The sequence below is a fragment of the Desulforapulum autotrophicum HRM2 genome (assembly GCF_000020365.1).
GTDB classification, from domain to species: Bacteria; Desulfobacterota; Desulfobacteria; order Desulfobacterales; family Desulfobacteraceae; genus Desulforapulum; species Desulforapulum autotrophicum.
In genome coordinates this window covers 4304040-4329669 of sequence record NC_012108.1, presented here as the reverse complement: position 1 = coordinate 4329669, position 25630 = coordinate 4304040, and the positions used below count along the sequence as shown (strand labels likewise).

The 25630-nt window shown below is 47.6% G+C and carries 23 protein-coding genes; 11 read left to right on the top strand and 12 right to left on the bottom strand.

Annotated features, from left to right (window positions below):
• Window positions 1-11: 11 nt before the first annotated feature.
• From HRM2_RS19010 to HRM2_RS18985, 7 genes are all read left to right on the top strand, one after another.
• The gene (locus HRM2_RS19010; protein ID WP_015905658.1) at window positions 12-434 is read left to right on the top strand and encodes a carboxymuconolactone decarboxylase family protein; all 423 of its coding nucleotides are present in this window, start codon (window positions 12-14) and stop codon (window positions 432-434) included.
• Window positions 435-463: 29 nt separating this feature from the next.
• Window positions 464-598: a hypothetical protein gene (locus tag HRM2_RS28085; RefSeq protein ID WP_269719588.1), complete on the top strand. Its 135-nt coding sequence runs from the start codon at window positions 464-466 to the stop codon at window positions 596-598.
• Window positions 598-1713, top strand: coding sequence for a sodium ion-translocating decarboxylase subunit beta (locus tag HRM2_RS19005; RefSeq protein ID WP_015905657.1), 1116 nt, complete (start codon window positions 598-600; stop codon window positions 1711-1713). Before HRM2_RS28085 ends, HRM2_RS19005 begins: the two co-directional genes overlap by 1 nt.
• A 96-nt stretch (window positions 1714-1809) precedes the next feature.
• Window positions 1810-2031 (top strand): acetyl-CoA carboxylase biotin carboxyl carrier protein subunit, encoded by a 222-nt coding sequence (locus tag HRM2_RS19000; RefSeq protein ID WP_015905656.1) that lies wholly within the window; start codon window positions 1810-1812, stop codon window positions 2029-2031.
• 104 nt (window positions 2032-2135) lie between these two features.
• On the top strand, window positions 2136-3869 hold the full coding sequence (locus HRM2_RS18995) for an acyl-CoA carboxylase subunit beta (RefSeq protein WP_015905655.1): 1734 nt from the start codon (window positions 2136-2138) through the stop codon (window positions 3867-3869).
• Window positions 3870-4036: 167 nt separating this feature from the next.
• Window positions 4037-5329 (top strand): citrate synthase, encoded by a 1293-nt coding sequence (locus HRM2_RS18990; protein ID WP_015905654.1) that lies wholly within the window; start codon window positions 4037-4039, stop codon window positions 5327-5329.
• A gap of 146 nt (window positions 5330-5475) precedes the next feature.
• A complete protein-coding gene (locus tag HRM2_RS18985) occupies window positions 5476-6216 on the top strand; it encodes an aspartate/glutamate racemase family protein (RefSeq protein WP_015905653.1) in 741 nt (246 codons plus the stop codon).
• Window positions 6217-6291: 75 nt separating this feature from the next.
• On the opposite strand, the gene HRM2_RS18980 is transcribed toward HRM2_RS18985, so the two are convergent.
• The 10 genes from HRM2_RS18980 to HRM2_RS27790 form a co-directional block, all read right to left on the bottom strand.
• Window positions 6292-7461: an NAD(P)/FAD-dependent oxidoreductase gene (locus tag HRM2_RS18980; RefSeq protein ID WP_015905652.1), complete on the bottom strand. Its 1170-nt coding sequence runs from the start codon at window positions 7459-7461 to the stop codon at window positions 6292-6294.
• 58 nt (window positions 7462-7519) lie between these two features.
• Window positions 7520-9190, bottom strand: a complete 1671-nt coding sequence (locus HRM2_RS18975) for an electron transfer flavoprotein-ubiquinone oxidoreductase (RefSeq protein ID WP_015905651.1) — start codon at window positions 9188-9190, stop codon at window positions 7520-7522.
• Between the two features lie 7 nt (window positions 9191-9197).
• Window positions 9198-10178, bottom strand: coding sequence for an electron transfer flavoprotein subunit alpha/FixB family protein (locus HRM2_RS18970; protein WP_015905650.1), 981 nt, complete (start codon window positions 10176-10178; stop codon window positions 9198-9200).
• Window positions 10179-10253: 75 nt separating this feature from the next.
• A complete protein-coding gene (locus HRM2_RS18965; RefSeq protein WP_015905649.1) occupies window positions 10254-11027 on the bottom strand; it encodes an electron transfer flavoprotein subunit beta/FixA family protein in 774 nt (257 codons plus the stop codon).
• 541 nt (window positions 11028-11568) lie between these two features.
• A complete protein-coding gene (gene corA / locus HRM2_RS18960) occupies window positions 11569-12633 on the bottom strand; it encodes a magnesium/cobalt transporter CorA (protein ID WP_015905647.1) in 1065 nt (354 codons plus the stop codon).
• Window positions 12634-12854: 221 nt separating this feature from the next.
• Window positions 12855-13187: a histidine triad nucleotide-binding protein gene (locus HRM2_RS18955; RefSeq protein WP_015905646.1), complete on the bottom strand. Its 333-nt coding sequence runs from the start codon at window positions 13185-13187 to the stop codon at window positions 12855-12857.
• Window positions 13188-13208: 21 nt separating this feature from the next.
• On the bottom strand, window positions 13209-16355 hold the full coding sequence (locus HRM2_RS18950; RefSeq protein WP_015905645.1) for an NAD-glutamate dehydrogenase domain-containing protein: 3147 nt from the start codon (window positions 16353-16355) through the stop codon (window positions 13209-13211).
• 346 nt (window positions 16356-16701) lie between these two features.
• A complete protein-coding gene (locus tag HRM2_RS18945; RefSeq protein ID WP_015905644.1) occupies window positions 16702-17268 on the bottom strand; it encodes a flavodoxin family protein in 567 nt (188 codons plus the stop codon).
• A 193-nt stretch (window positions 17269-17461) separates the two neighbouring features.
• Window positions 17462-18310 carry a LysR substrate-binding domain-containing protein gene (locus tag HRM2_RS18940; RefSeq protein ID WP_015905643.1) on the bottom strand — a complete coding sequence of 283 codons (849 nt, stop codon included), beginning with the start codon at window positions 18308-18310 and terminating at the stop codon, window positions 17462-17464.
• Between the two features lie 5 nt (window positions 18311-18315).
• On the bottom strand, window positions 18316-18468 hold the full coding sequence (locus HRM2_RS27790) for a hypothetical protein (protein ID WP_232364076.1): 153 nt from the start codon (window positions 18466-18468) through the stop codon (window positions 18316-18318).
• Between the two features lie 563 nt (window positions 18469-19031).
• Here HRM2_RS27790 and HRM2_RS18935 point away from each other — a divergent pair.
• The 3 genes from HRM2_RS18935 to HRM2_RS18925 all read left to right on the top strand — a co-directional run bounded on the left by HRM2_RS18935 (window position 19032) and on the right by HRM2_RS18925 (window position 21984).
• On the top strand, window positions 19032-20084 hold the full coding sequence (locus HRM2_RS18935) for a TRAP transporter substrate-binding protein (protein ID WP_015905641.1): 1053 nt from the start codon (window positions 19032-19034) through the stop codon (window positions 20082-20084).
• A gap of 86 nt (window positions 20085-20170) precedes the next feature.
• Window positions 20171-20677 (top strand): TRAP transporter small permease subunit, encoded by a 507-nt coding sequence (locus HRM2_RS18930; protein ID WP_015905640.1) that lies wholly within the window; start codon window positions 20171-20173, stop codon window positions 20675-20677.
• On the top strand, window positions 20674-21984 hold the full coding sequence (locus tag HRM2_RS18925) for a TRAP transporter large permease (RefSeq protein ID WP_015905639.1): 1311 nt from the start codon (window positions 20674-20676) through the stop codon (window positions 21982-21984). Before HRM2_RS18930 ends, HRM2_RS18925 begins: the two co-directional genes overlap by 4 nt.
• 120 nt (window positions 21985-22104) lie before the next feature.
• Here the strand turns inward: HRM2_RS18925 and HRM2_RS18920 are convergent, their stop codons facing one another.
• Window positions 22105-22620 (bottom strand): universal stress protein, encoded by a 516-nt coding sequence (locus HRM2_RS18920; protein WP_015905638.1) that lies wholly within the window; start codon window positions 22618-22620, stop codon window positions 22105-22107.
• Window positions 22621-23009: 389 nt separating this feature from the next.
• Window positions 23010-23660, bottom strand: a complete 651-nt coding sequence (locus tag HRM2_RS18915) for a GntR family transcriptional regulator (RefSeq protein WP_015905637.1) — start codon at window positions 23658-23660, stop codon at window positions 23010-23012.
• 348 nt (window positions 23661-24008) lie between these two features.
• Here HRM2_RS18915 and HRM2_RS18910 point away from each other — a divergent pair, with 348 nt between their 5' ends.
• The gene (locus HRM2_RS18910) at window positions 24009-25586 is read left to right on the top strand and encodes an acyl--CoA ligase family protein (RefSeq protein ID WP_015905636.1); all 1578 of its coding nucleotides are present in this window, start codon (window positions 24009-24011) and stop codon (window positions 25584-25586) included.
• Window positions 25587-25630: the final 44 nt, after the last annotated feature.

Genomic DNA, 25630 nt, shown 5'->3' with positions numbered 1-25630 from the left:
AGGAGACTCCCATGGCGGACAAGGATTTGGTTGAGAAAAATCTGGCGGATAAAAATCTGGTGGAGAAAACAAAGGAGACGGCGGCCCGCTACTTTAAAGGGGTGAAGGGTGAGAAACCCTTTGAACTATGGCGTTCCTTTGACAAGGATCTTGCCCGGGACATGTCGTTGTATATCACGGGCACCATATATTCAAGAAAAAAGATCCCCCATACCACCCGGCAGCTTGTGACGGTTGCGGCGTTGACTGTCCTTGATCGGCCAGAAGAGTTAAAGCTTCACATTGAGGCAGCCCTGAATGTGGGATGCAAGCCCCGGGAGATTTCCGAGGTGATGTTTCAAACCTCGGTGTACGGGGGGGTCCCTGCCATGAATACCGCCCTTAAGGTGCTCAGGACTGTTCTTGAAGAAAAGGGCCTGTGGCCCCTTGACTGAGTGTTGCAGCGTTTAAAGGAGAGAGCGTGATGAACCAGACAATGGTTGTTTTTGTATCCGGTATTGCCGGGGTTTTTGTGGGCATGGGGCTTCTCTATGGCGCCATCAAACTCAACACCTTCGTAACCCAATGGATACTCAACGGCAAAGGGGATAAGGCGTAATGGATCTTATTAAGTATCTCATCGAGACAACGGGTTTTGTCCATCTAACCCCGGGCATGGTGGTAATGTGGATCATTGCCCTGGGCCTGATGTATCTTGCCATTGCAAAAAACTATGAGCCGCTGCTGCTGCTGCCCATCGGGTTCGGTATCCTGGTTGCCAATCTGCCCCTTGCAGGGTTGATGACGCCTGAAGAGGGACTGCTCTGGAAATTTTATCATTTCGGCATCCAGTGGGAGGTGATTCCGCCGTTGATCTTTCTGGGCCTTGGGGCGCTTACCGATTTTGGCCCCATGCTGGCAAGACCCTCACTGCTGTTTCTGGGGGCAGGGGCCCAGGCCGGGGTGTACATCACTTTTTTTGCGGCCCAGGCCATGGGGTTCAACATCCAGGAGGCGGCTACCATCGGTATCATCGGCGGGGCTGATGGACCCACCACCATCTTTCTGGCATCCAAGCTTGCCCCCCACATGCTCGGCGTTTGCGCCGTTGCTGCCTATTCTTACATGGCCCTGGTGCCCATTATCCAGCCGCCCATCATGCGCCTGATGACCACGGATGCGGAGCGTAAGATCAGGATGAAGAAAATAAGAAAGGTCAACAAGCTGGAAAAGATTTTTTTCCCGGTTGTGGCAGCCCTTGTGATCATTCTTCTGATTCCCGCAGCAGCGCCGCTCATCGCCATGTTCATGCTGGGTAACCTTTTCAGGGAGTCCGGGGTGGTTGAACGGTTGACCCACGCCTCCCAGAACGAGCTGTTGAACATTGTCACCATTTTTCTTGGCCTGCCCGTGGGTGCTACCATGAATGCCGAGGTGTTTTTGAAACCTGAGGTGATTTTTGTGTTCTGCCTGGGTCTTGTTGCCTTTTCCGTGAGTACGGCAATGGGGATTGTACTTGCTAAGATCATGAATCTGTTTCTAAAGGATAAGATCAATCCGTTGCTGGGGGCTGCAGGGGTATCTGCCGTGCCCATGGCGGCCCGGGTGGTCCACAAGGTGGCCCAGGAGGCCGACAAAAAGAATTATCTGCTGATGTATGCCATGGGACCCAATGTGGCAGGCGTCATTGGTACTGTCATTGCCGCAGGGATTTTTCTGACCCTGCTTCAATAAATGGGGCAGGGCGGTATGTGACCCTGGCTGAATAAATACCCCAGGGTGTTGTCTGACCCTGATTCAATAAAATTGATGCATTAAAGGAGAAATACAATGAGCGAAGAACTGCTGGCCCCAATGCTGGGCAAAATAGTTGAAATTTATGTCAATGTGGGCGATGGCGTCGAAGAGGATGACGATGCCGTACTCATCGAGGCCATGAAAATGGAAACCCCCATATACATTCCCTGCAACGGTAAGGTTGCAACGATCAACGTCAAGGTCGGTGATACCGTTGAAGAGGATGCCGTTCTCATGACCATTGATCCCCAATAGTCTGGACGTTACTGGAGAGCGGGAAATTTAGGACCGGGGAGACCTTAATTGAGACGCGGTCTGATTAAGGTGCTCCTGGAATTGACAGATACTGGAGAGGATCTATGAGACCATATTTTGAAAAAATGCCGGACTTTGGCAACCCATTGAAAAAGGGGCAGATCAAGCGGGGCGTGGACAATGCCCAAAGCCTTAAGGCCGTGGAGCAGGAGATCGACGAGGCCGTAGACACCATCAAGAACGCAGGCTTTTCCGAAGAAAAGATCAATGCCCGGGGCCAGATGACCGTGTGGCAGCGTCTGGATTATATCGTTGACAAGGGCACCTGGTCGCCCCTGCACATTCTTTACAATCCGGCCAACAACAGCGAGGGAACCACCAATGTGATTGATGGTCTGGGCAAGATTTCCGGACGCTGGGCCGTGATCATCGGGTTTGACAACAAGGTCATGGCCGGGGCCTGGCTTGCCGGTCAGTCTGAAAACATCCTCAGGGTAACCGACCTTGCCAAGCGGCTGAACATTCCCCTGGTGTGGCTGGTCAACTGCAGCGGGGCAAAACTGACCGAGCAGGAGAAATTCTACGCCAATCGCAGGGGGGCAGGAACGCCCTTTTACCGCCATGCTGAGCTCAATCAGATGGGCATTCCCGTGCTTGCCGGCATCTACGGCACCAACCCTGCAGGTGGCGGTTACCAGAGCATCAGCCCCACCATCCTCTTTGCCCACAAGGATTGCAACATCGCCGTTGGCGGTGCCGGCATTGTGAGCGGCATGGCTCCCAAGGGCAATTTTGACGGGGCCGCAGCTGAACAGATCATCGAAAATACCCGGCATTTCAAGAGCCATCCCCCGGGAAGCGTTGCCACCCATTACGACGGCACGGGGTTCTTCAGGTATGTGTACGAGGAAGAAACCGGTGTGCTGGACGGCCTTAAAGAGTACATGGCCGAAATTCCTGCCTACAACCCCAGGTTTTTCCGGGTGGCAGAACCGGCTGAACCCAAGTTTGATGCCCAGGATCTTTACAACCTGCTGCCCATTGACCAGAAAAAGGTCTATGACTTTGAGGAAATTTTGGCCCGGCTGGTGGATAACTCGGAATCCATGGAGTTCAGGCCCGGTTATGGACCCGAGGTCTACACGGGGCTGTGCAAGGTCAATGGATTCCTTGTGGGCATCATCGGCAACCGCCAGGGATATCTTGGCAAAGGGTATCCGGAGTATGCCGATTACCCGGGCATGGGCGGCAAGCTCTACCGCCAGGGCATGATCAAGATGAACGAGTTTGTCACCCTGGCCGGCCGGGACCGGATACCGCTGATCTGGTTCCAGGACACCTCGGGAATCGACGTGGGGGATACGGCTGAAAAGGCCGAACTCCTCGGCATCGGCCAGAGCCTGATCTACTCGATCCAGCAGACCGATCTTCCCCAGATGATGGTACTTTTACGCAAAGGCTCTGCTGCGGCCCACTATCTCCTGGGCGGTCCCCAGGGCAACGATACCAACGCTTTTTCCATTGGCACGGCTGCAAGCGAGGTCTATGTGATGCACGGGGAAACAGCCGCCGTTGCCATGTATTCCCGCCGTCTGGTCAAGGAAAAGGATGCCGGCCGGCCCATCGAGCCCATCATTGAAAAGATGAACAAGATCGCCGATGATTACAAAACCTTTTCACGGCCCAAATACTGCGCCGAAGTCGGGTATGTGGACGAGATCGTAAAGCTGTCCGAGATCCGGAACTACATGGTCGCCTTTACCGGTTCTGCCTACCAGAACCCTAAATCCATCTGTCCCCAGCACCAGATGATTCTGCCAAGGATCATCAAAGGATAGAATTGCCACATCCGGCAGTTTTCCCATAACAGGGAAAGCTGCCGGGATTCACACCGGGATATGCACGTTTCATTCTTGGGTGGATGTCTCCATTTCGCCGGATTCCTGGATGAATTTATCGTTTTGCATTCCCGGATAGATCAATTGCTGTAAATAGAGGATGAACAATGGAAAACCCACACGATACGATTCAACTTTCGTGCAAAGGCCGATGTTTTGATTTTCCTTTGGTGGAAGGTTCAGAAGGGGAACAGGCCATTGATATAAAAACCCTCAGGGCAAGAACCGGGCTGATTACCCTTGACCCGGGCTATGCCAATACCGGCAGTTGTACCAGCAGCATCACCTTTATGGATGGTGAACGGGGGATACTCAGGTACAGGGGAATTCCCATTCAGGAGTTAGCCCAACAGGCAAGTTTCAAGGAGACAGCCTTTCTTCTTATCCATGGCTCCCTTCCCACCAGGGATGAGTTGACCCAGTTTTCTGAACAGTTGACCGACTATTCTCCGGTCCATGAGAATATGAGACTTTTTTTCCAGAATTTTCCGCCCAATGCCCATCCCATGGGCATTTTATCGTCCATGGTTAACAGTCTTCGCAGTTTTTATCCGGAAATTGCCAACGAAGATGAAGAGATCAAGGTTACGGTGACCCGATTGATTTCCAAAATTCGTACTCTTGCCGCCATGTCCTACAAAATATCCATGGGATATCAGGTGATCTACCCACGACCGGATCTTTCGTATTGTGCCAATTTTTTGCACATGATGTTTGATTCAACCGTCAGGCCTTATGAATTAAAGGAGGAGGTGGTCCATGCATTACGGGTGATCTGGATCCTCCATGCTGACCATGAGCAGAACTGTTCCACCTCGGCCGTGCGGTTGGTTGGCAGTGCCAGGGTAAACCTTTATGCGGCCATATCCTCTGGAATTACAGCCCTTTGGGGGCCGCTCCATGGTGGGGCTAACCAGGCGGTGATCGAGATGCTCGAAGCAATCAGGAAGGGGGGAGGCGATTGCCGCAGTTTTGTAGAAAGGGCAAAGAACCCCAACGATTCCTTTCGGTTGATGGGGTTTGGTCACCGGGTCTATAAAACCTATGATCCCCGAGCTGTAATAATGAAAGAGGTATGCCACAAACTCCTTGGAGCCCTTGGTCGCAGTGATGCGCTGCTTGATATTGCCCGGGAGCTTGAAGCAACAGCCCTTGAGGATGAATATTTTATCTCACGGAATCTCTATCCCAACATCGATTTTTATACCGGTATTGCCTTTCGTGCCATGGGCATACCAACGAATATGTTTCCGGTGATGTTTGCCATTGGCAGACTGCCCGGTTGGATCGCCCAGTGGTTGGAGAGCATCAGGGATCCCCATTGGAAACTCAGCCGGCCCAGACAGATTTATACCGGCCCCAAAGAAACTGCGTATACCCCTATTGATCAGCGTGTTTAACCCATCCTATCAAGTAGTGCAAACATCTTGACACGATATTGCCTTACTGATATGTCATTTATATATTTTGAGCATTCTTGTAGTATACAACACTGAATCTGTTCCAGAACTGTTTGATGACATACGAAAAATACAGGAGGGGAAGAATGACTGTTTACCTTGCAAACGACTCAAAGAAATCCTGGTATGGGGAGGCCATCGGTATCCTTATCCTAGATGCCACCTATCCCTGCATTCCCGGTAATGTTGGCAACGCCACGACCTATGATTTTCCGGTACGATACAAAGTCGTAAAGGATGCCACCATCGAACGGCTGCTTACCCAGCGGGATCCTTCATTGATTCAACCGTTCATTGATGCCGCAAGGGAGCTTGAGGATGAAGGTGTAAAGGCTATTACAGGGGCCTGTGGTTTTATGGCTCTTTTTCAGCAGGAGATAAAACGATCTGTAAATATCCCGGTGCTCATGTCAAGCCTTCTGCAGATTCCGTTTATACAGCAGATCATTACGCCAGCCAAAAAAGTAGCGGTTATCACCGCAGATTCCACGGCCATTACCCCTGAACATTTCTTGAACGTGGGCGTAAATCCAGATATTGCCCTTGTTCTTGCCGGCATGGAAAACAGCACTGAGTTTCGTGAATCTGTCCTTGAAGAAAAGGGAACCCTTGATTCTGATAAGATAGAGGCGGAGATTGTCGGGGTGGCAAAACAGGTGCTTGAGCAAAATTCCGATATCGGTGCATTCCTGCTTGAATGTAGCGATCTTCCTCCCTATTCTTCGGCCGTGTTCAATGCAACCCATCTTCCTGTTTTTGACTATATTACCATGATCAAACATGTTTATAGCACTTTGAGACAGGTTCCTTACTCGGGGTTCATGTAGATTTCATCAAACTAAAGCCCGGCGTCAGGCTCTTTTGTAAAAAGGGCCTGGCGCTGGGTGTTTTTGTTTTACTAATTAGTAAATACCGCCTTCCATGATGGGTGTGTTGTTGATAATCCTTTGGGGGCCAAAAATTGAAAGATCCAGTACCGGTTTTGTTTTGGTGATTAATTCTGTGATATAGCGCCCCACTGCCGGTCCCTGCTGTAGACCATGGCCGGAAAAGCCGTTGACAAGGTAGAATCCCTTGAGTTCCGGCCATTCGCCCAGGATGGAATTGGCGTCCTGGGTGTTCACAGCGTAGAGCCCTGCCCATCCCCTGACAAGCTTGAGAGATTCAAAGGCCGGTACGAATTCGGCAAGTTCAATCCAGAGGTTTTCAAGGAACCGTTTCTGATCCCAGGAGAAATCAAAGCCAACGGGATCTTCTGGCAGGGATTTACCCAGCAGAATAAGTCCACCGGTTTCGGTTCTAAAGTATAATCCGGACGGAATAAAGGTCAACGGCAGGGCCGTGGCTGGTTTGATGGCTGGATCAACGGCAAAACACTGGCGTTTTGTCGGATCAACAGGGATGGTTATTCCTGCTTTTTTGCAGAGTTTAGCAGCCCATGCACCTGTGCAGTTGACTACAGTTGATGAGATAAGCGTTTCACCCGAGGCAAGTTTTACACCCTGGATGGCTTTGTCGGCAGTGATGAGATCCACGACCTCATTTTCCATGTATTGGGCACCCAGGGCTCGTGCCTTTGCCTTGTATCCCATGAGCACTGCATAGGCATCAAAATGACCGTCCTTAGGACCAAAGGTGCCACCTACGACGCCGTCCATATTGTAGAGGGGGTAGACCTCTTTGATTTTTTCAGGGGACCACCATTCAATGGCACAGCCAAGCTCCTTCTGCATCTCATAGGCTTTGCGTGCAGACGCTTCGGCCTTTGCATCCAAAATGACAAGATTGCCTTCCCTTTTGTAAACAATATTGGGCCTTACACCGTTGACCTCCATCTCATCTTCAAAGTTTTCCAGTACATTTTCGGCATGCTGGGAAATTTGGATATTCTCCTTCAGGCTGTACTGAATGCGCGTATTTACCATGGAGAGTGTGGTCGATGCCTTTGCATAGGTTGCGTCTTTTTCAACAACAACAACTTTCAGGGTCTTATCGGCCTTCATCAGGTGATAGGCCGTTGAAGAGCCCATGATTCCGCCGCCGATGATGATAACGTCGTAGGTATTACTCATGATGATGCATCCTTATATTGGTTTGCAGGTTAGCGCTTTTAAAAGGCGCAAAAAATATCTATAAAACCGTATAATTGGGTCCATCTCCCCCTTCGGGACATGTCCAGAGGATATTTTGAAAAGGATCCTTTATTTCGCAGGTCTTACAGTGTAGGCAGTTGGACGGGTTAAGCTTCAGGCGCCGCTTGCCTGTCTCTTCATCGGTATCCATCTCATACACATTCCCCGGACAGAACCGTATGCAGGGATTTCTGTAGCGTTCGTAGCATTCAGTCACGCAGATGGACTGGTCATGGACGATCAGATGGCAGGGCTGGTCCTCCCTGTGCATCGTCTTTGACAGGTATACACCGGTGAGTTTATCCACATAGAGCTCACCATCATAGGGACTTTCGTTGACTTTTTTTATCCCATTCTTTGTCTTGAAAGGTTTCAGGGTGCTGTAATCTTCACCGTGAAAGGGCATTGGGTCGACTATTCCCCGGCCATTGGTAACGGTCTGGGCTCCCAGGTGAACAAGTTTGGCGATTCCTTTCTGGGCGAGTGCCTGGGCAAAATTTCTTCCTTCAAAGAGTTCTTCTTTTATCCAGCTCCTATTGAACAATTCTGTGTAGAGTCCCAGGGATTCCAGGGTGAAGTTCTTGTTCTCAATGGCCTTTATTGCCGCCTGGGCCGCAAGCATCCCGGATTTCATGGACACATGGATCCCCTTCAGGGCCGGGAGGTTCTGAATTCCGGCACATCCACCCACAAACATGGCACCGTTCACGGCAAGTTTTGGAAGACCATAATAGCCGGAGCTTGAAATGGTCCTTGCACCCTGTTCCACGACTTTTCCCTGGGAGATGATTCTGGTGATCAGGGGATGGCTCTTGAATTTGATGAATTCATCGTAAATATCGAGCATGGGGTCATCGTAACAGAGACCGGTAATAAACCCGAGGGTCACCCTGTTGTCGTCCATTTCATATATGAACCCCCCCCCCGGGGTATTGAGGCCAAGGGGATATCCCATGGTATGGATATCGTTAAAGGGTGAGGTGGAAAAAAAGTTGTCTTCGGGGAGCTGGATGACCTCCTTGATCCCTGTTTCAAAGGTCTGGGGGACCTCTTTGGGGAAGATTCCCATTTTTCGGTTGATCTCTTCCACCAGGCTTCCCCTGGGACCTTCTCCAAAAATAGTGGCTTTGGCGATCAGATCAATTCCCGGCTCAAAGTTTTTCTTTGGCTTACCATCTCTGTCAAGGCCCTTGTCGCCGGTTCTCACTCCTATAACGGTTGTTCCGTCGTTGGCAAACAGCACCTCTTTTCCTGCAAAACCTGAGAAGATACAAACACCCAGGGATTCTGCAATCTCAGCCATCCATCGATTGAGTTTTGAAAGGCTGACTGTATGAAATCCCTTGTTCCGCATGGCAGGTGGTGTCCAGGGGAGGGCGTGGGATCCTTTTTCTGTGAGAAAGAACAGCCTGTCTTCCCGGACCTTTTTTTCCGATGGAAATCCTTTGTCAAGGTAGTCCGGTATCAGTTCCTCAAGGGCTTTGGGGTTAAAAACGGCTCCACTGAGGGCGTGGGAGCCGATCTGTTTGCCCTTTTCGATCAGGGCAACTTCAAGTTCCAGGTTTTTTTCTGCAGCAAGGTTCATCAGGTGGATGGCTCCTGCCAGGTTTGCAGGGCCGCCACCCACGAAAAGAACATCAAAGTTAATCTGGTCACGTTCAGGAGTCATCTGGCACCTACCCGTTTGCTTTGATGGTTTTGATCTTATCGGTCAGTATCGGAAGAATATCAAAAAGATTGTCCACGATGCCAAGATCTGCTTCGGAGAAAATTGGCGCATCTGGATCCTTGTTGATGGCAACCACCATCCGGGAAGAATTCATGCCGGCAAGATGCTGGATCGCACCGGAAATACCGCAGGCCACATACAGTGTTGGAGAAACGACCTTTCCCGTCTGCCCTACCTGCTCTGCAATGGGATGCCACCCCTCATCAACCGCCCCCCTGGATGCGCCGACAGCGCCACCAAAAGCGTTGGCAAGTTCCTCAAGCAGGGCATTGGCTTTTCCACCCGTTCCAAATCCTCCGGCAATAACCGTATCGGCTTCGGTGAGATCAATTTTGGATGTGTCGACACTTTTGCTGATAAAGGTGAGATCTGTTTTGCCCATCTCCACGTCCAGCTCTGTCAGGTTCAATTCTTTTGGATTTTCAATCAGCTTGATTGAACCGGTTCGGACCACGGCAATTCCGGGCGATTGCTTGAACTTCAAGGTTGAAAGGACCTTTCCGCCATACACAGGCCTTGTGAAAACAAGGTCATTTCCGTCCAGGGTGATGTCGAGGCAATCCATGGCAAGGGGTGCCTCCATGCGGGTACAGAGGCGGGATGCGATCTCCCTTCCCCTGGTAGTTCCACCCATGATAATAAGGGCAGGGGCCTGATCCGCTATACATGTGCAGAGGATATTGGTCAAAGCATCGGGCATTGATTCTGCCAGATCCGGGTTTTTTCCTGCAATTACCCGGTCAGCACCATAGCGGGCAAGGTCTTTAAATAAACTTGCATTGAGAGTCTCGCTGGTACCGATTACCACGGCCGTAACGGTTGCCTGAATTTTTTCTGCGACTCTTTGACCCTGACAGACAGCTTCTAAGCTGACTTTTTTTAGTTTTCCGTCTAAGTGTTCCACAAACACAAGTACGTTTTTTGCCATATCGCTTTTTTCACCTCTTATGTTGACTGGTTCATCCCAGTAGGGGACATCATTTTTTGTTGAAAAACAGGGGTATTAGATAAAATGAGCCTCTTGAAGGGCCTTCAAAAGGAGATCAACCTTTTCTTCTGGAGAATTACCTTCTATCAGGTGGCTTTTTCTTTTCTGGGACGGAAATTTCAGTCCAAGGGTCTCTGAGTTCGCTTCTCCAGGTGATGGGATCTCCATGTCGGCCAAGGTCCGGGTATCGATTTTTTTCTTTTTGGCCTTCATAATCCCAGGCAGGGAGGTATATCTGGGTTCATTAAGACCTCTCTGGGTGGTGAGCAGTGCTGGAAGGGATGCTTCAACCACCTCCATCCCGCCGTCAATGGTTCTTTCACACTCAATCTTTTTGTCTGAAATTTTCTGTTGTGAGACAAGTGTGATACAGGGAATATCAAGATATTGGGCAACGGCCGGCCCTACAACATAGCTGTCATCATCAACAGCCCTCTGGCCGGCGATGATGAGGTCGTAATCCATTTTCTTAATTGTTTCGGAAAGGATTTTAGCGGTACCAAGGCTGTCACATTCAAGGGCCTTGGGGTCATTGATCAATATGCCGTTGTCCACCCCCATTGCCATTGCCGTTCGTATGGCATCCTGGGCGCCGGCCTGTCCAATGGTTATGACAGTGACATTGCCGCCATGGGCTTCCTTGATGCGGATGGCCTCTTCAAGGGCGATCTCATCGTAGGGATTGATGACCCAGTTCAGATTGTCTGTTTTTATGGACTTGCCGTCCTGGGCAATTTCGATGAATGATTCCGTTGCAGGAACCTGTTTCATTAAAACAATGATCTCCATGATGCTGCTCCCCCCTATATTTAGAATTCCAGGATAAGTTTGAGAAAAAACCTATCCCACTTACTTAAGATATAATTTTATTAGAACTCTATCTGTATTTTATGAGAAAGATCAAACTATTCTAGTTGTATACTAATAGTGTGCTTTAGTGTCAACTATTAAATTTAAATAGAATACAAGTTGTTAATACACCCTGTTAACACAGCGTATGGCAGTTTAAACCGGGCCATGGCCGGGCATTGCTCCCAGTCATCCATATTCCGGGCAGGGTGTTCAAACTCTCCTGCGCGCTTTTTTTGGGGGGGATTATATCCAGTCGCTGCTGGGGGAGAAAACAGGTTGTAAGGGACTCAGAAATAAATAATTCCTCAATCTTGCTTGTCTTTCAGCTCGTCTTCTGCGTTGCATCAAAGGGCACATATTTCAATATGCGCCCTTTGATACGCCTTGAATACGAGCTGAAATCCTGCACCCTATTTGTGGAATTATTTACATCTGAGTCCCTAAATCCGGGGGAATGGGGCAAGAAGAGTAACTCTTTCTACAACCAGCGTTTCCGTTTGAAGAAAAGGATAAGCCCCCCTGCGATGATGATCATGATCGCCCAGAAAATGAAATAACTGTACTTGTAATGAAGCTCAGGCAGATATTCAAAGTTGGTACCGTAAATCCCGGCTACAAAGGTGAGGGGGATGAAAATAGCCGCAAAGATCGTGAGAACCTTCATGATGTCATTCATCTTGTTTGCCATCACCGAGTTGTAGATGTTCAATTGATCGGACAGTAGATCCCGATAGGTATCAATGGCTTCGGTTGCCTGGGCCATCAGGTCCTGAAGGTCTTTAATAAAAGGAAGGGTGTTCTCATGAATCAAATCGCCGTCAAGCCGGGACAGCTGAAGAATAGCTTCTCTTGCCGGCCTGATTGATTTTCTTAAATAGTTTATTTCCCGTTTAAATGCGTTGATTTTTTCCATTACCTCTGTGTCATGGCCCACCAGGAGAGTTTCCTCAAGATCTTCGATTCTTTCTCCTATCAATTCAATAATGTAAATATAGTTGTCCACAACCGTATCAATGAGCGCATAGGCAAGATAATCTGTTCCACTGCCACGAAGCCGTGATTTGTCTCTTTTGATTCTTTTCCTGACAGGTTCAAAGACATCTCCACGTTGTTCCTGAAACGTCAGCAGGTAATTTTTCCCGAGAACCATACCCAACTGCTCGTTGATGACCGTTTCAGTTTCCCTGTCAAACCGGATCATTTTCAGTGCAATGAATAAATAGGTGTCAAATTCTTCAATTTTAGGCCTTTGCCCCGTGTTCAGTATGTCTTCCAATACAAGGGGGTGCAATTCAAAAATGCGACCCACATCTTTGATAACGTCAAGGTCATGCAATCCGTTAATGTTAATCCAGGTTACGGTTTTTGTCTCTTTAAAATGTGACCCATCTTTTATATCTAATAATTCTTGATCTGTAAGACTACCTGTATCGTAGTCTATAAGTCGCAACTGAACGGATTCCATTTTCTGGTTTCCGATGAAAATCAAATCTCCAGGACTTTGGCCCAGGGCTTTTGTACGTTTCTTTAAAAATCTAGCCATAAAAATCTCCTTTAAAATGTTCTATTTCCTGGAACCCATCCAGGGTTCCAGGAAATAAACGTGGTACCCGGGCAGGACCAGTCAAAGACAAGGCTGAAATCGAAATGTGTGGCGGGAGCAGGGACTGCTTCCCGCTGTTTGGTTTTACCGGTTAAACGTTCTGTTTCCCTGGGGCAGGAATTCGGGCTGAACACCGGCAAACGGTTCTGCCGGAAAGGCGTTTATCGTTTCCACCCGCCGATGAGATGAAGGTGGAGGTGAAAGATGACCTGGCCACCCCCTTTTTCAACATTAAACAGCAGTTTATAACCGGATTTGTCTATTCCCTGTTGCCTGGCCATCTGTTTTGCAACCATGATAAGTCTGCTTACAATGGCCTGGTCATCCACGGTTAAATCGTTGATGCTCCGAATATGTTGTTTGGGAACAATCAGCAGATGAACCGGGGCCGCGGGATTTATATCCCTGAATGCCACAATCGTATCGTCCTCATACAGGAATTCACTGGGGATTTTTTTGTTTGCGATTTTACAGAACAGACAGTCGTCAGACATTTGATACTCCTTTTTTGTGTGTCAAACCATTCCGTTTGTTTGAACAGAACGATGAAGTGCCCCTGAAAAATCTGTTTCGATCTCCTTCAGGAATTCATTCCATTCAGGGCCATACCTGTAAAAAGCCATGGATGCAAGTTTTTTTGTGATGATGGCGTTGCGGTATGACTGCATTTCCCCGGAGTTCAGGATTTCCATGATCGTTGTTTTTCCTAACTGCTGGATCAGTACCCCGGGAATGTAGTGTTCCATTATTTTCCAGACCAGATTTCTGTTTTTTAAAATATCCGGCAATTGCCGGTCAAGGTGGCGCTGGAGAGCAAAGATCTGTTCGCTTGTCTGTTCGGAAAGATCAAACAGGGGAACGGAAGGATCCTGTTCATGGATTTTTATGAGCATTGTGGTTTCGGCCGCTGCATAATTTGTGACAAGGGCCATGATGTCACGGATAAGCGCCCACCGAGTCTTTGTGTCGTTTAAAAGTTTTTCCTCATAATCCTCTCCCAGGAGAAAACCGGTGAGTACCTCAGCAACGGAGCTTGAGAAGACGCCACCCTTGTTTGCCGTGGTGTCCTTGATATGTTTGATGGCTGTCGATGTCGCAATGTGACGGCGTGACGCATCATCAAAAAACACATTGGCCCCCTCAACAATGAACTTGATCTCCTTGAAAACAGCCAGGAAGTTGTTGACATTGTCATGATTGATGGTGTCCTTAAAGCCGCCGCAGGGGATAAAAGCCTCTATGCTTGCCTCTTGAATGTATTTACGGTTTTTTATTTCTGACAGAAAGGTTCTGTGGAACAGGGCACCGTCCTCCACCTGGGTTCCGTCGGGCAGGGTAAGGTTTTTTGCTGAAATGGGAACCTTAAATCCCCGGGGACTGAGCTTCTCCTGGGGAAAACAAAGGGAATTTTCCCTGGGGGAGGTGTGGCGCATGAATGCTATTTTCATCAATTCCCCTCGGTCGAGCCCAAGTGGGTCAAACAGTATGGACCCCCCGTCAATGATCAGGCAGATCTTTCCCTTGTAACATTGGATCTCATTGGCGCCAAGATCTCCATCCGGTCCTCCGGTTATCATCAGGTTCAGATCCGTTTCCTGCCTTCCGTAATGGGCGATGAGGGTCCTGAAGGTGCTCATGATGCCGGTGGTGGTCATTCCGCTGGCTATAATCCTGTCTCCAATCTGTTCATGGATCTTGTCCATGTCCGTGGTGACGCCCATGGAACATCCGTTGATCTGCAGATCTGTTCCCTGTTCTCCCCTTTCGATCAGGCCGAACAGGTCACCGTTGTCGAGCAGGCCATAGGTGTCGTGGGGGATTCCAAAGCTTTTACCCGTTGTGATGGTCCGCCAGTATTTATAGCCCCTGGCCCGTGCATTCAATGCCACGGCATCCATCAGTGGGGCAGTGCCCTCATCCGGACCAAAGAAAATCATTTCGGGTTTTCCATAGTAATCAACAATGGAATCATCGGGCATCATCAGGTCCATAATGCCCTCGGTGTAATCATACAGTGCATCCCAGCTGTACTTTGAATAGAGTGCATGGGGAACGACCACGCCCTTGGAACCGCTTTCACAGATATCCTTATGCTTGAGGCGCTGGGCCTTTGGACCCAGGGCATAGTTTAGCAGCACTGCATTGTCAAGTTCTGCCTCATGGTTGGATGTAGATACGCGGATGAGTCTCAATCCCCCCCTTGCAATGTCGTCTGCCCGCAAATGGGTGCCGCAGGCATAGTGGCCGTTGACAAAGAAGATGCCAAAGACAAATTGATTGAAGACCAGGGGGTCGAGGATCCTGCTGTCAAAGCGGAAGGCAAACGATCGTTTTTCATGTTTGTAAAAGTTGGTTTTCAGGGTGCAAGAAACCAGTTTGAACATGAATTTAAAGATGTCGTAATCCAGCTGATGGTCCATGAACCTTGAGGCGATGATTTTGTTGAAGTTATTGAACTGCTGGTCAAGGGCCTCCTGGGTCAGTCTGTCTGTGCGGGCCGGGTTGAACCGTCTGTCAAATAGGTCGTACAGTATTTTTATCAGATCGGAATTTGTTTTTGCTGTGGCCTCGATCAGATTTGATCCATAGGTGGATTTGTTGGAGCCTTGAAGCCTTTTGGTGAAGGCGTCCCTGTGGTCCTTGCTGACAAGGCTCTCCATGACCTCCATGTCTGTTGCATTTTCACTTTCCTTGAAAATGAACATATGGGTGAAATCAACGGCATTGCCAGCAAACAACATCTCGTTAAACGTTAATTTTTCCCCAAGGTAGAGGTCTGTTATCCCGCTTATGGAAAAGGATAGAAAGCCAGACAGATCCCTGATTATTTCAACTTCCTTTTTCCTTGAAATTTCCCCGAGAACATACAGGGAGCAGATCGATGAGTGAACGGATGATTTTGTTGAGTAGGGTTCCCAATAGGCCCTGGCCAGGACAAGTCCGTGCTCTTCAAACAATTTTCTCAGAATGGGAAGCTGGGGCGATTTGAAGTCACTGTTGAACATCAGACGGGTCTCACCTGTTTCAGGCAGGTTGAAAAGTTCGATCAACGGGGATATTGATTTTTCCGCAGCTTTAAGGAACTTTTCATAGCGTTGTCGCGTAAAGGCCGGTGTTACGGTAAAATCTCCAGCAAGGGCAAAGAGGAATCGTGAATCCTTGAACTCATTCTTTGTGTAATCGTTGACCGTTTCCGGCCGCACAATATATGTGTAGTAATTGCTCTTCGGGCTGAAGTAGTATTCCCGGCGGTGTCCTGCTATCATATCTTCAAGTACTTTTTCCATGCTGTCACGGGTGGTCCTGGTGGCAATTCTTACCCGCTGGACATTGCTGCCGTTTTCAAGATCAAAATCAACGTGGGCAACCCGATCATAGAGAATTACCTTGTCGTTCTGGACTTTAATGCTGGTTGCGATGGATTCGAGAAGATGCTTTAACGACTCTTTTTTGATATTTTTAAAGAAATAATTTGGCAGTCCCAGTCCTTCCAGAAGGATACCTGCGGCCATGTTGATGGCGTTAGCAGTCAAAAGACCTTCGCTAGACAGATCTATGACAGCTTCGTAAAGGATTCTGGGGTCGAGATCAAGGCTTTGTGCCTTGTTGATGATGTCGGTTCCTTTTGAAATGGAATCGGAGGGGTTCAATAAGGTTTCCATGGTTCTCCTTAATCGCACCCGTGCAGGTCTTTATCATCCTGTTCGGGTGCTGTTCAATGATTCTTTGCCTTGATGCCCAGTTGTTCAAGAAATTTCATTTACATTCCCTTGCTGTCTGAAATGTGATTAATGATGTGGGGACAGTTTCATTGTTACAGTAAGCGTAACATACGAAAGGGGTTTTTAAATTGCAATAGTTTTTTGTGTCTGGTCAGAAAAAACGGTCATGGGGCAGGTGGCATTGTAAACTGTTGTTTTGCAGGCAGGGGAGGTTGGTATAACCGGGGCGGAAAATTAGTGGGGACAGTTTTTTAACCTGTCCCCTTGATTGATATTCGGGGAAATGTCAGGCAACGATTTTCCGGGCAAAGGCCTTAGCCTTTTCTTTGATGGACGAGTCCATCTGGTCAGGGGAGGTGCATGGGCCAATGAACAGTTCTCCTGCATTTATTGCCATGTGGGGACCCTGGAGTCGTCCAAAGGCGGTAAATGTGGGTTCTGCATTGTTTTCGTATGGCCCGGCACCCGTGACCACCAGGGCCTGTCTTTGTCCCTTGACAAGGGAGATGTGATCGGGCTGGTGGTAGTTGTTATATAGGCTGAACGTCCTGTCAATCAGGCATTTCAAGGGGCCGGAAACGCCCCAGAAATAAAGGGGTGAGGCAAAAACCACCAGTTCTGCCTCAATCATTTTCTGAAGGATTTCAGGGGCGTCATCTTTTTGTATGCAGCCCACTCCTTCCATGTTTTCCTTGCACTTGCCGCAGGCAAGACATCCTTTGATGTTTTTTGAACTCAGGTAAACCGATTCAACTTCATGGCCCATGGCCGTCAGTTCTTCGTCCATCCAGCTGATCACCCTGGCAGTATTTCCTTTTTTTCTGGCACTTCCCTGTAAGGTAAGAACTTTCATTCTTTCTCCTTGTTTGTTATTTTTTAAGGTTGATGATAATTTTGCCCGGCAGGGCCGGGACATTATTTTTTTTCTTCTGTTGATAGATTATTTGACAGGGGTCATATTTGTCAAATGAATAGTTTTGATGTTAATATCCATGATCTGTTATGGTTTTTCCTGGGACGCAGACACCTCTCCGGTTGTTTGTGGGTTAAATCTTTTCCCCAAAGAATCGGATAATGTGTTCGGAAAAACATTCAATAATTTCCGAGGTCTTTTTTTTGGTTTTATGCAGGACAATGTTCGAAACCGGCAGTACGGGCAGACCATGCTCCAGGTCAACGGTTTTTAACTCAGCTGGAACATTACTGAGTATGATCGGTGCAACGGCAATGCCTGCTTTGACGGCATCAAGCAAACCGGAGATGCTGCGGCTCACGTAGGCGATTCTGTAACGTATTCCGGATTTTTCCAATGCTTCGATGGCCCAGCTTCTGAAGATGCAGTCTTCTTCAAAAACTGCGATGGGCAGTGTTTTGTGCTTTTGCATGATAAATTCTGGAGCTGCGACCCAAACAACCGGGTCATGGGAGATGATTTGTCCGCCATCGCTGATCTGGGTGCAGATTCCGATATCAATTTCTCCACGGTCAACAGCCTCCTTGATTTTGTCACTGTTTTCACATCGCATTTCCACCAGAACATCTGGATAGGCCGAGGCGAATCGTGCCAGTAATTTCGGCAGCACCCCGGTCGTATAATGTTCGGGTGAACCAAACCGGATAAACCCCTCCAGATCAGGTTTTGATAAGGCACGAACGGCATCATCGTGTTCTTTGATAATTCTCATGGCATATTTGATTAAGATATTGCCCTCAGGTGTCAGTTTTACACTTTTACCAATTCGTTCAAACAGTTTTTTTCCTATTTCCTCTTCAAGGCGTTTGATTTGCATACTTACGGCAGATTGGGATCGATTGAGTTGGATGCCTGTTCGTGTAAATCCTTTTGTCTCAGCCAGGGAGACAAAGGTTCTTAAATAATCGATGGGTAAATTCATGATAATCACATTGTTTGATTGTTTGGGTTAAAACTATTCATTGGACTAATAACAATAGCAGATTTAATTTGTACGTCAAGGCGGGAAAACCCATTTAAGAGCATTTCTTCAGGCATCCTTGCTGATGACTCTGTGAATTTAACCACCAGTGCAGCCATGGTGGGTGGTGCAATCAACAGTTTTATTAAAAGCGTTGAGGGCCGGGGCAATGGGGAGGTTATTCGAATTTATGATAACTGCTGATTAAATCGAAAAAGAACTCCCTTGGAGCTCTTTTGGACTTTTTGTCATCCTTGAGAAGCGGGCATTATAAAAATCATGATGACCTGGTTTTCTGTCTGGGCAGCAACACTGTAGGACGCTACTTAATCCATCCTTGTTTAACCCACCATCGTAATAAATTCAAGCCTTTTTTATTTGTTATATCTGCAGGATTTAAAATGAAAAACGGTGCTGTTTTTTATCAAGAATAACACTTGACAAACGGAAGGTCCGTTGCTACATACCACTGGTATATCACTGGTTCTATATTGGAATTTTACATGCGAGTTTGTGTCGTTGCAATACGAGTTAATGCTTGTTTCTATCATTTGCAATGTTTCGGTGGGGATTCCATATGAAACGAAAAATAAAATTTTAAAAAGGAGGTGAGGGCAGGTCGGGGTTCAATGTTAAGCAACGCAACTGTTTATACACAAGAACTTTTTAAAAGGAGAAATAAATGAAATTTAGATGCACGTTTACCCGGGGATTGGCAATCGCGCTTATTGGTGCGTTTATATTGGTTAGCTCTTCCTTGCCGGCATTCTCTAAGACCTACAGATGGCAACCTTCCTCCTGGCTGCCCTCCGGCATCAGCTGGGACACCATCGCGTACATGTCCGATTATGTTAAACGGATGTCCAACGGACGTATCATAATGAAACCCAGTGCTCCCGGATCCATCGTCCCTGTGGCCGAACAACTGGAAGCCGTTAGTATGGGTATCATGCAGGCAAACTTCATCTGGCCGGGATATTTCCCTGGACAACTCCCCATTGCCTTCACCCATGGCGATTGCATGGCAGCGCCCAAGAGCATCGCCGAAATGCGCTACCTGTATGAGGAGTACGAAGACGGACGCATCATGAAGATTTTGCGCGAAGAATATGCCAAACATGGTGTGCATCTTGTGGGCAACGTGTACTGGACCCTGGACAACCTGATCATTTCAAAAAAACCCATAAACGGTGTCAAGGATATCAAAGGTTTAAAGTTCAGATCTTCTGAGTTGATCGCACTGCAGTTGGCCAAACTGGGTGCCGGTACCATCTGGACCCCGGCCGACGAAATTTATACCATGCTCTCCACCGGTGGTGTTGATGCCATTACGTTTTCCCATGCAGCGGATATGGTGGACATGGGATTCCATGAAGTTACCAAATACTGGATCAAAGACCCCGTAGCCGTGGGGCCGGCCACAGATGCCTTTATCGTCAATCTGAAAACCTGGAATTCGCTCCCCGATGACCTTAAAGCCATTCTGGAAGCTGCCTGCGAAATTGGATCTGCAAGGAACAAGTTTCAAGCCGAATTAAAAATTGAAGAAGCCTGGAAATTTGTTAAAACGAAGGGCATTGAAGTTGTTGAATGGTCAGAGGAAGATGCCCGGATACTGGCAGATACCGCCAGTGAAGTTGTGCCAGAAAAATATTTAAAAGATCCAGCTTTTAAAGAAATTTTTGATATCACACAAAAATGGGCAATCGAGAAAGGGTATTGGGATAAAAAATAATTTTTCCCTGGAAAAGACGCCGTCCACATTCCGGGCGGTGTCTTTCCACTGGTTCAATTTCAATTTCAATTAAAAAGGGAAATTCAATGAGACGTGTCCTGGCCATAATAGATTCAGTCAGCGAAATGAGCGGAAGGCTGATAAGCTTTTTGATATACCCGCTGGCCTTTCTTCTGCTCTACGATGTTGTCATGCGGTTTGCTTTTAACTCTCCCACCATCTGGTGCCACGAACTTGCACTGCACCTTTTCGGCGCCTATGCCGTGCTTGCCGGGCCCTATGTGCTGCTGCATGATGAACATGTCAAAATAGATATTGTTTATAATTACTTTTCACCCAGGGGCCGAGCCATTATTGACTGCTTTACCTATCCGATTTTTTTCATGTTTATCGGCCTGCTCTTCTGGTATGGGGGTGTCCTTGGCATCCGAGCCTTTGAGTTAAATCAGACGGTATCTCCCTCTCCCTGGGCATCTCCCTTATGGCCTACAAAATTGACCGTTCCTCTGGCAGCCTTTCTGATGCTTGCCCAGGGCCTGGCCCATTACATTCGAACGTTAACCCTTGCTTTTACCGGGAAGGAATTATCATGACGGAGTTACTACCTGTTCTGACGCTCATCGGCGGGCTGCTGTTCGGCCTTCTCACCGGGTTTCCCATGGCTTTCACCCTGGCCAGCAGCGCCATTGTCACCGCGTTTTTTTTCTTTGGACCCCAGACCCTTCCATTTGTTGCCACCAATATCTTCGGCATGATGTCCGGCATGGTTCTCATTGCCATGCCGCTGTTTGTTTTTATGGCCTGCCTGCTTGAAAAATCCGGTGTGGCTGAAGATCTCTATGCCTTTATGTACCAGGCTCTTGGACCGGTCCGGGGTGGACTGGCAATGGGGACAGTGCTGATTTGTGCAATCATTGCCGCCATGTCCGGGGTTACTACCACTGCAGTGGTCACCATGGGCATCATCGCCTTGCCGATTATGCTTAAACAGGGTTACCATAAAAGTATCGCCATTGGTCCAATCCTGGCCGGAGGGGCCCTGGGCCTTCTTATCCCGCCCAGTGTTTCGCTGATCGTCTATGGCATGGTTGCCAGGGTGTCCATTGGCAAGCTTTTTGCCGGAGGAGTTGCTCCGGGTTTAATACTTGTGGGATCATTTCTTACCTACATTGCCATTCGCAGTTTTCTGCAACCCAATTATGCCCCGGCCCTGCCCAAGGAGGAAAGAGTCTCTTTAAAAGAACTTTTTTTCCTCTCCAAGGGTTTGATTCTTCCCATTTCAGTGGTCGCTCTGGTTCTGGGAACTATTTTTGCTGGGATTGCTTCTCCCACTGAAGCTGCTGCCGTGGGAGTTGCCGGGGCTATGATCAGCGCTTTGATCAACCGAAGGCTTACCTGGGCCCTTCTCAACGAAGCCGCCGTTCGTTCAATGGCCATCACCGGTATGGTCATGTGGATTCTGTTCGGTGCGGCCTGCTTTACCAGCATTTTTTTTCGAACAGGCGGGCAGGACATGATCGCCGATCTGTTGATGGGTTTTGAAAACCCCGCTTTGATCTTTGGCTTTATCCTTGCCGTTCTGATTGTTCTAGGTTTTTTCCTGGATGAAATTACCCAGGTGATGATCACCGTTCCTGTCTTTCTGCCCATCATTGTTCAACTGGGATATGATCCGGTCTGGTTTGGTGTCTTGTTCATGACCCAGGTGCAGATGGATTACCTGACCCCACCCTTTGGGTTTACCCTGTTCTACATGAAAGGGGTCGCTCCTCCCGAGGTAAGCATGGGTGATATCTACCGTTCGATTTTACCCTTTGTCCTCATACAGCTAGCGGTTGTTATTTTTATTCTGCTTTACCCCGGGGTCGTCATGTGGCTTCCCAATCTGCTCTTTGGATAACCCTGGAATGAATTTGAGTGCATGAAAATCAAGGTGCACAAAAGGTCGAATACGTGGAACCCCACGTATTCGACCTTCTGTTTTTAACCATCAGATTTTAGAGATAAGATAAAAGTTCTTTTACTCGCTGGCCGGGGGAATTTTCATGACCGGTATTTCGGATCGTTTGAGAAGGCTTTTGGTCCGGTGGCCAAGGGAATTGGACTCGGTGAACATGGTTCTGTTGGAGCCGATGACAATAAGATCGCACCCTTCCTCCTGGGCTGTTTCAAGGATGGTTTTAACCACTCGGCCTTCTTTGACAAGAATTTTTTCAACGGCATACTGACCATCGTCATTCTGGGCAGGGTCGGAAAAGGTGTCAAGGGCCTGATGAATGGTGGACAAAGTGCTTTTTTTACCGATCAGGGCGGCCCTTGCCTCGTGCAGGTGCTTGCTCTGAAGCATTTCCCATTGATCTTTACCAAGGAGAGCCTTGAGTCTTGAGTCCATTGATTCCGGGACGCTTTCCAGCACATGCAAAAGGGTGATGCTACCGTGATATCGGGATGCGAGATTGGCAGCATAGGTAAAGGCATGGCGGCAATTTGCGGAAAGGTCTGTTGCGAATAAAATTTTGTTAAAATTTCCGTTCACTATAGCTCCTTTTTGTTTTAAATTTAATCGGTTAAGGTTGAAATTCTATGGTTTTTTATATTGTATTACTCTATAACAGAACTGCGTTCTTTGTGAAAGTAAAATCGGGGGTTTTATTGGGATGGAGGGTCGGGTTGCTTAGATTCCGGACAGCTGCTTGATCTCTGGGTCCCTTCACAGCCAAGAAGAATCTTTTTCCCCCAGGGTTCACCCAAGGAGAGTCCCGCCGTTTCCCCTGGGTGCCGGAGATGGTGCTCAAGGCAATGGCAACGTTAATCAAAGGGCCCTTTGTCCCTTTAAGGAACCGGGACAGAGGATGCTTTTTTGACTCAGGAAGTAAATTGGGATATTCTGAGGGGCAGGGAGGGTGTGTGATGGGTGATGGCTGGTCAACTACCTAGGAACTTGGTTTTGATTCTGTCAAAATGGTTGATCAGGTATTTTTTCTTTATTCCAAAGGACATTTTGGAATCCTTTTTGGAAAAGGCCTCATGGCAGGAGGTGATTTCATCCACCAGCGCTTTGACCTCCAAGGGCCAGTCACAATTAGCAAGGGTGATGAACCACAGCCTGAAGGTCTGTTCGTAAAGGCTCTGGCAAAGCTCTGCAACAACGGGATTTCTTATGGCATCATAGACAATTTCCCGGAAATCTTTGTCAATCTCAACAAGATTCCTTTTGTCTTTGTCCCTGTCATTGTTTTTCAGCAGGGCTTCACACCTTTTTTTTACTGCAAAAAGGTCTTCAAGGTGGGCTTTTGAAATATGTTCAACAGCCAGGCTGCCTGCCAGGCCTTCTATTTCAAATCTGGCCCGGTATATGTTCATCATGTGCTCAAATTTTATTTCAGTGACCATGGTACCGGTGCGGGGAATCACCCTTGCCATCTTTTCCCATTCAAGCCTGTTGAGCACGTCCCTCATGGGGGTACGGCTGACTCCAAATTCCTTGGCCAGAACATTTTCATTCAAGATCTGGCCGGGGGCATATTCCAGAAAAAGAATTCTATTCTTAATTACAGTATAAATTTGTGCATTCATTAAAAAGCCTCAAAAAAACTGAGTATGGTTACGTTTAAGCTCTTATTATTTAAGAATAGTGAGCTTTTGAAAAAAGGCGGTTTGCCTCTATTATAGAATTCTTTTAACATAGCATTGACCCTGCTGATTATCAAGTCAGTTTTACTCAAATTAACAATTATAATTGGTGATGTTTACATCCTTTGCTTGACAAAGGGAGATGCCTTAATTTAAGGTGAAAAAACAATGAAAAGAACAGTGATCTCGATCTGAGATTGGTGGTCTTTGCAGGAAGGTGGTGGTCATGAAAACGGGATGCGTGAACTCGCCGTTCTCTTATGGTAAAATTACTTATGGATGGAGAAAAAAATGAGAAAAGTAAACTATGAACCCTTGAGTCCTCTTCATTTTCTTGAACGAAGCACCTATGTCTTTCCTGAAAAAACAGCTGTTATTTATAACGATACTGAATATACGTTCAGTCAGTTTAAAGATCGTGTCTGCCGTCTGGCCACGGCGCTCAAGCAAAAAGGGATAAAAAAAGGCGATAAAGTTGCTTTCTTTTGCCCCAATACCCCCTACCTCATAGAAGGGCATCATTCCGTTCCCCTTATCGGTGGCGTTATCGTGCCCATTAACATACGGCTTGCGCCTGAAGAGATCGCCTATATCCTAGAAAATTCACAAAGTAAATTTTTGTTTATTGACACTGAATTTGCAGATTCAATTCGACCTGTCCTTGATGAAATTAATCAAATGAATGTAGAAATTGTTAATATCTGCGATGTAACGGAAAAAGCCTTTGATGCGCCTGAGTATGAAGCATTTATTTCGGTTGAGCCCGAAGAATTTTTCTTTGGCGTTGAAGATGAAATGCAGCCCATCAGTTTAAATTATACCAGTGGTACCACAGGTCGCCCCAAGGGCGTGCTATACTGCCACAGGGGTGCATATCTTAACGCTCTTGGTGAAATTCTGGAATATCATATAAACTCGGATTCTAAATATCTCTGGACCCTGCCCATGTTTCACTGTAATGGATGGTGCCATACATGGGGGGTATTTGCACCTGGTGCAACTCAAATCTGCCTGAGAAAGGTCGTGCCTGAAGAAATCTTTTCTAACATAGCAAAACACAAGGCAACCCATCTGTGTGGCGCTCCCATTGTCCTTGCCGGAATGTCTGAATATGCACAGCACCATGATGTCAATGTGACAGAGGGGTTTGTCATCAATACTGCAGGAGCACCGCCTTCTCCGTCAATTATCAAACAGATGGAACATCTTGGCTGTTCTGTGACCCAGTGTTATGGCTTGACCGAATTGTACGGCCCCCACAGTTTGTGTGAATGGAAAAAAGAGTGGGATGAGCTACCCATTGATGAACGGGCCAAAATTAAAGCCAGGCAGGGCGTTGCATACATAACAACCAATTATATGGATGTTGTTGATGAGGAGACCATGGTGCCTGTTCCCCATGATGGAAAAACCCTGGGTGAAATTGTAGCCAGGGGCAATAATGTCATGCTTGGATACCACGATGATCCGGGAGAAACGGAAAAAGCATTCAGGGGAGGTTGGTTCCACAGTGGTGATCTTGCCGTTACCCACCCAGACGGGTATATTGAGATCAAAGATCGATTAAAAGATGTTATTATCAGTGGTGGTGAAAATATCTCTTCCGTGGAAATTGAGAATGTATTGTATGAGTATCCAGATGTCCTGGAGGTTGCCGTGGTCGGCATCCCGGATGAAAAATGGCAGGAGGTACCCAAAGCGTATATTACGCTTCGTAAAGGTGCCAAGACTACTAAAGAGGATATCATCGCCTTCTGCAAACAGCATCTGGCTAAATTTAAGGCCCCCAAGGTTATCGAATTTACGGAATTACCTAAAACAGCCACAGGTAAAATTCAAAAGCATGTTTTAAGGGCAAGAAACAGGTAACAGACTGAATCTTCAGCCATGGTCAAAAATATTATTTTTGACCA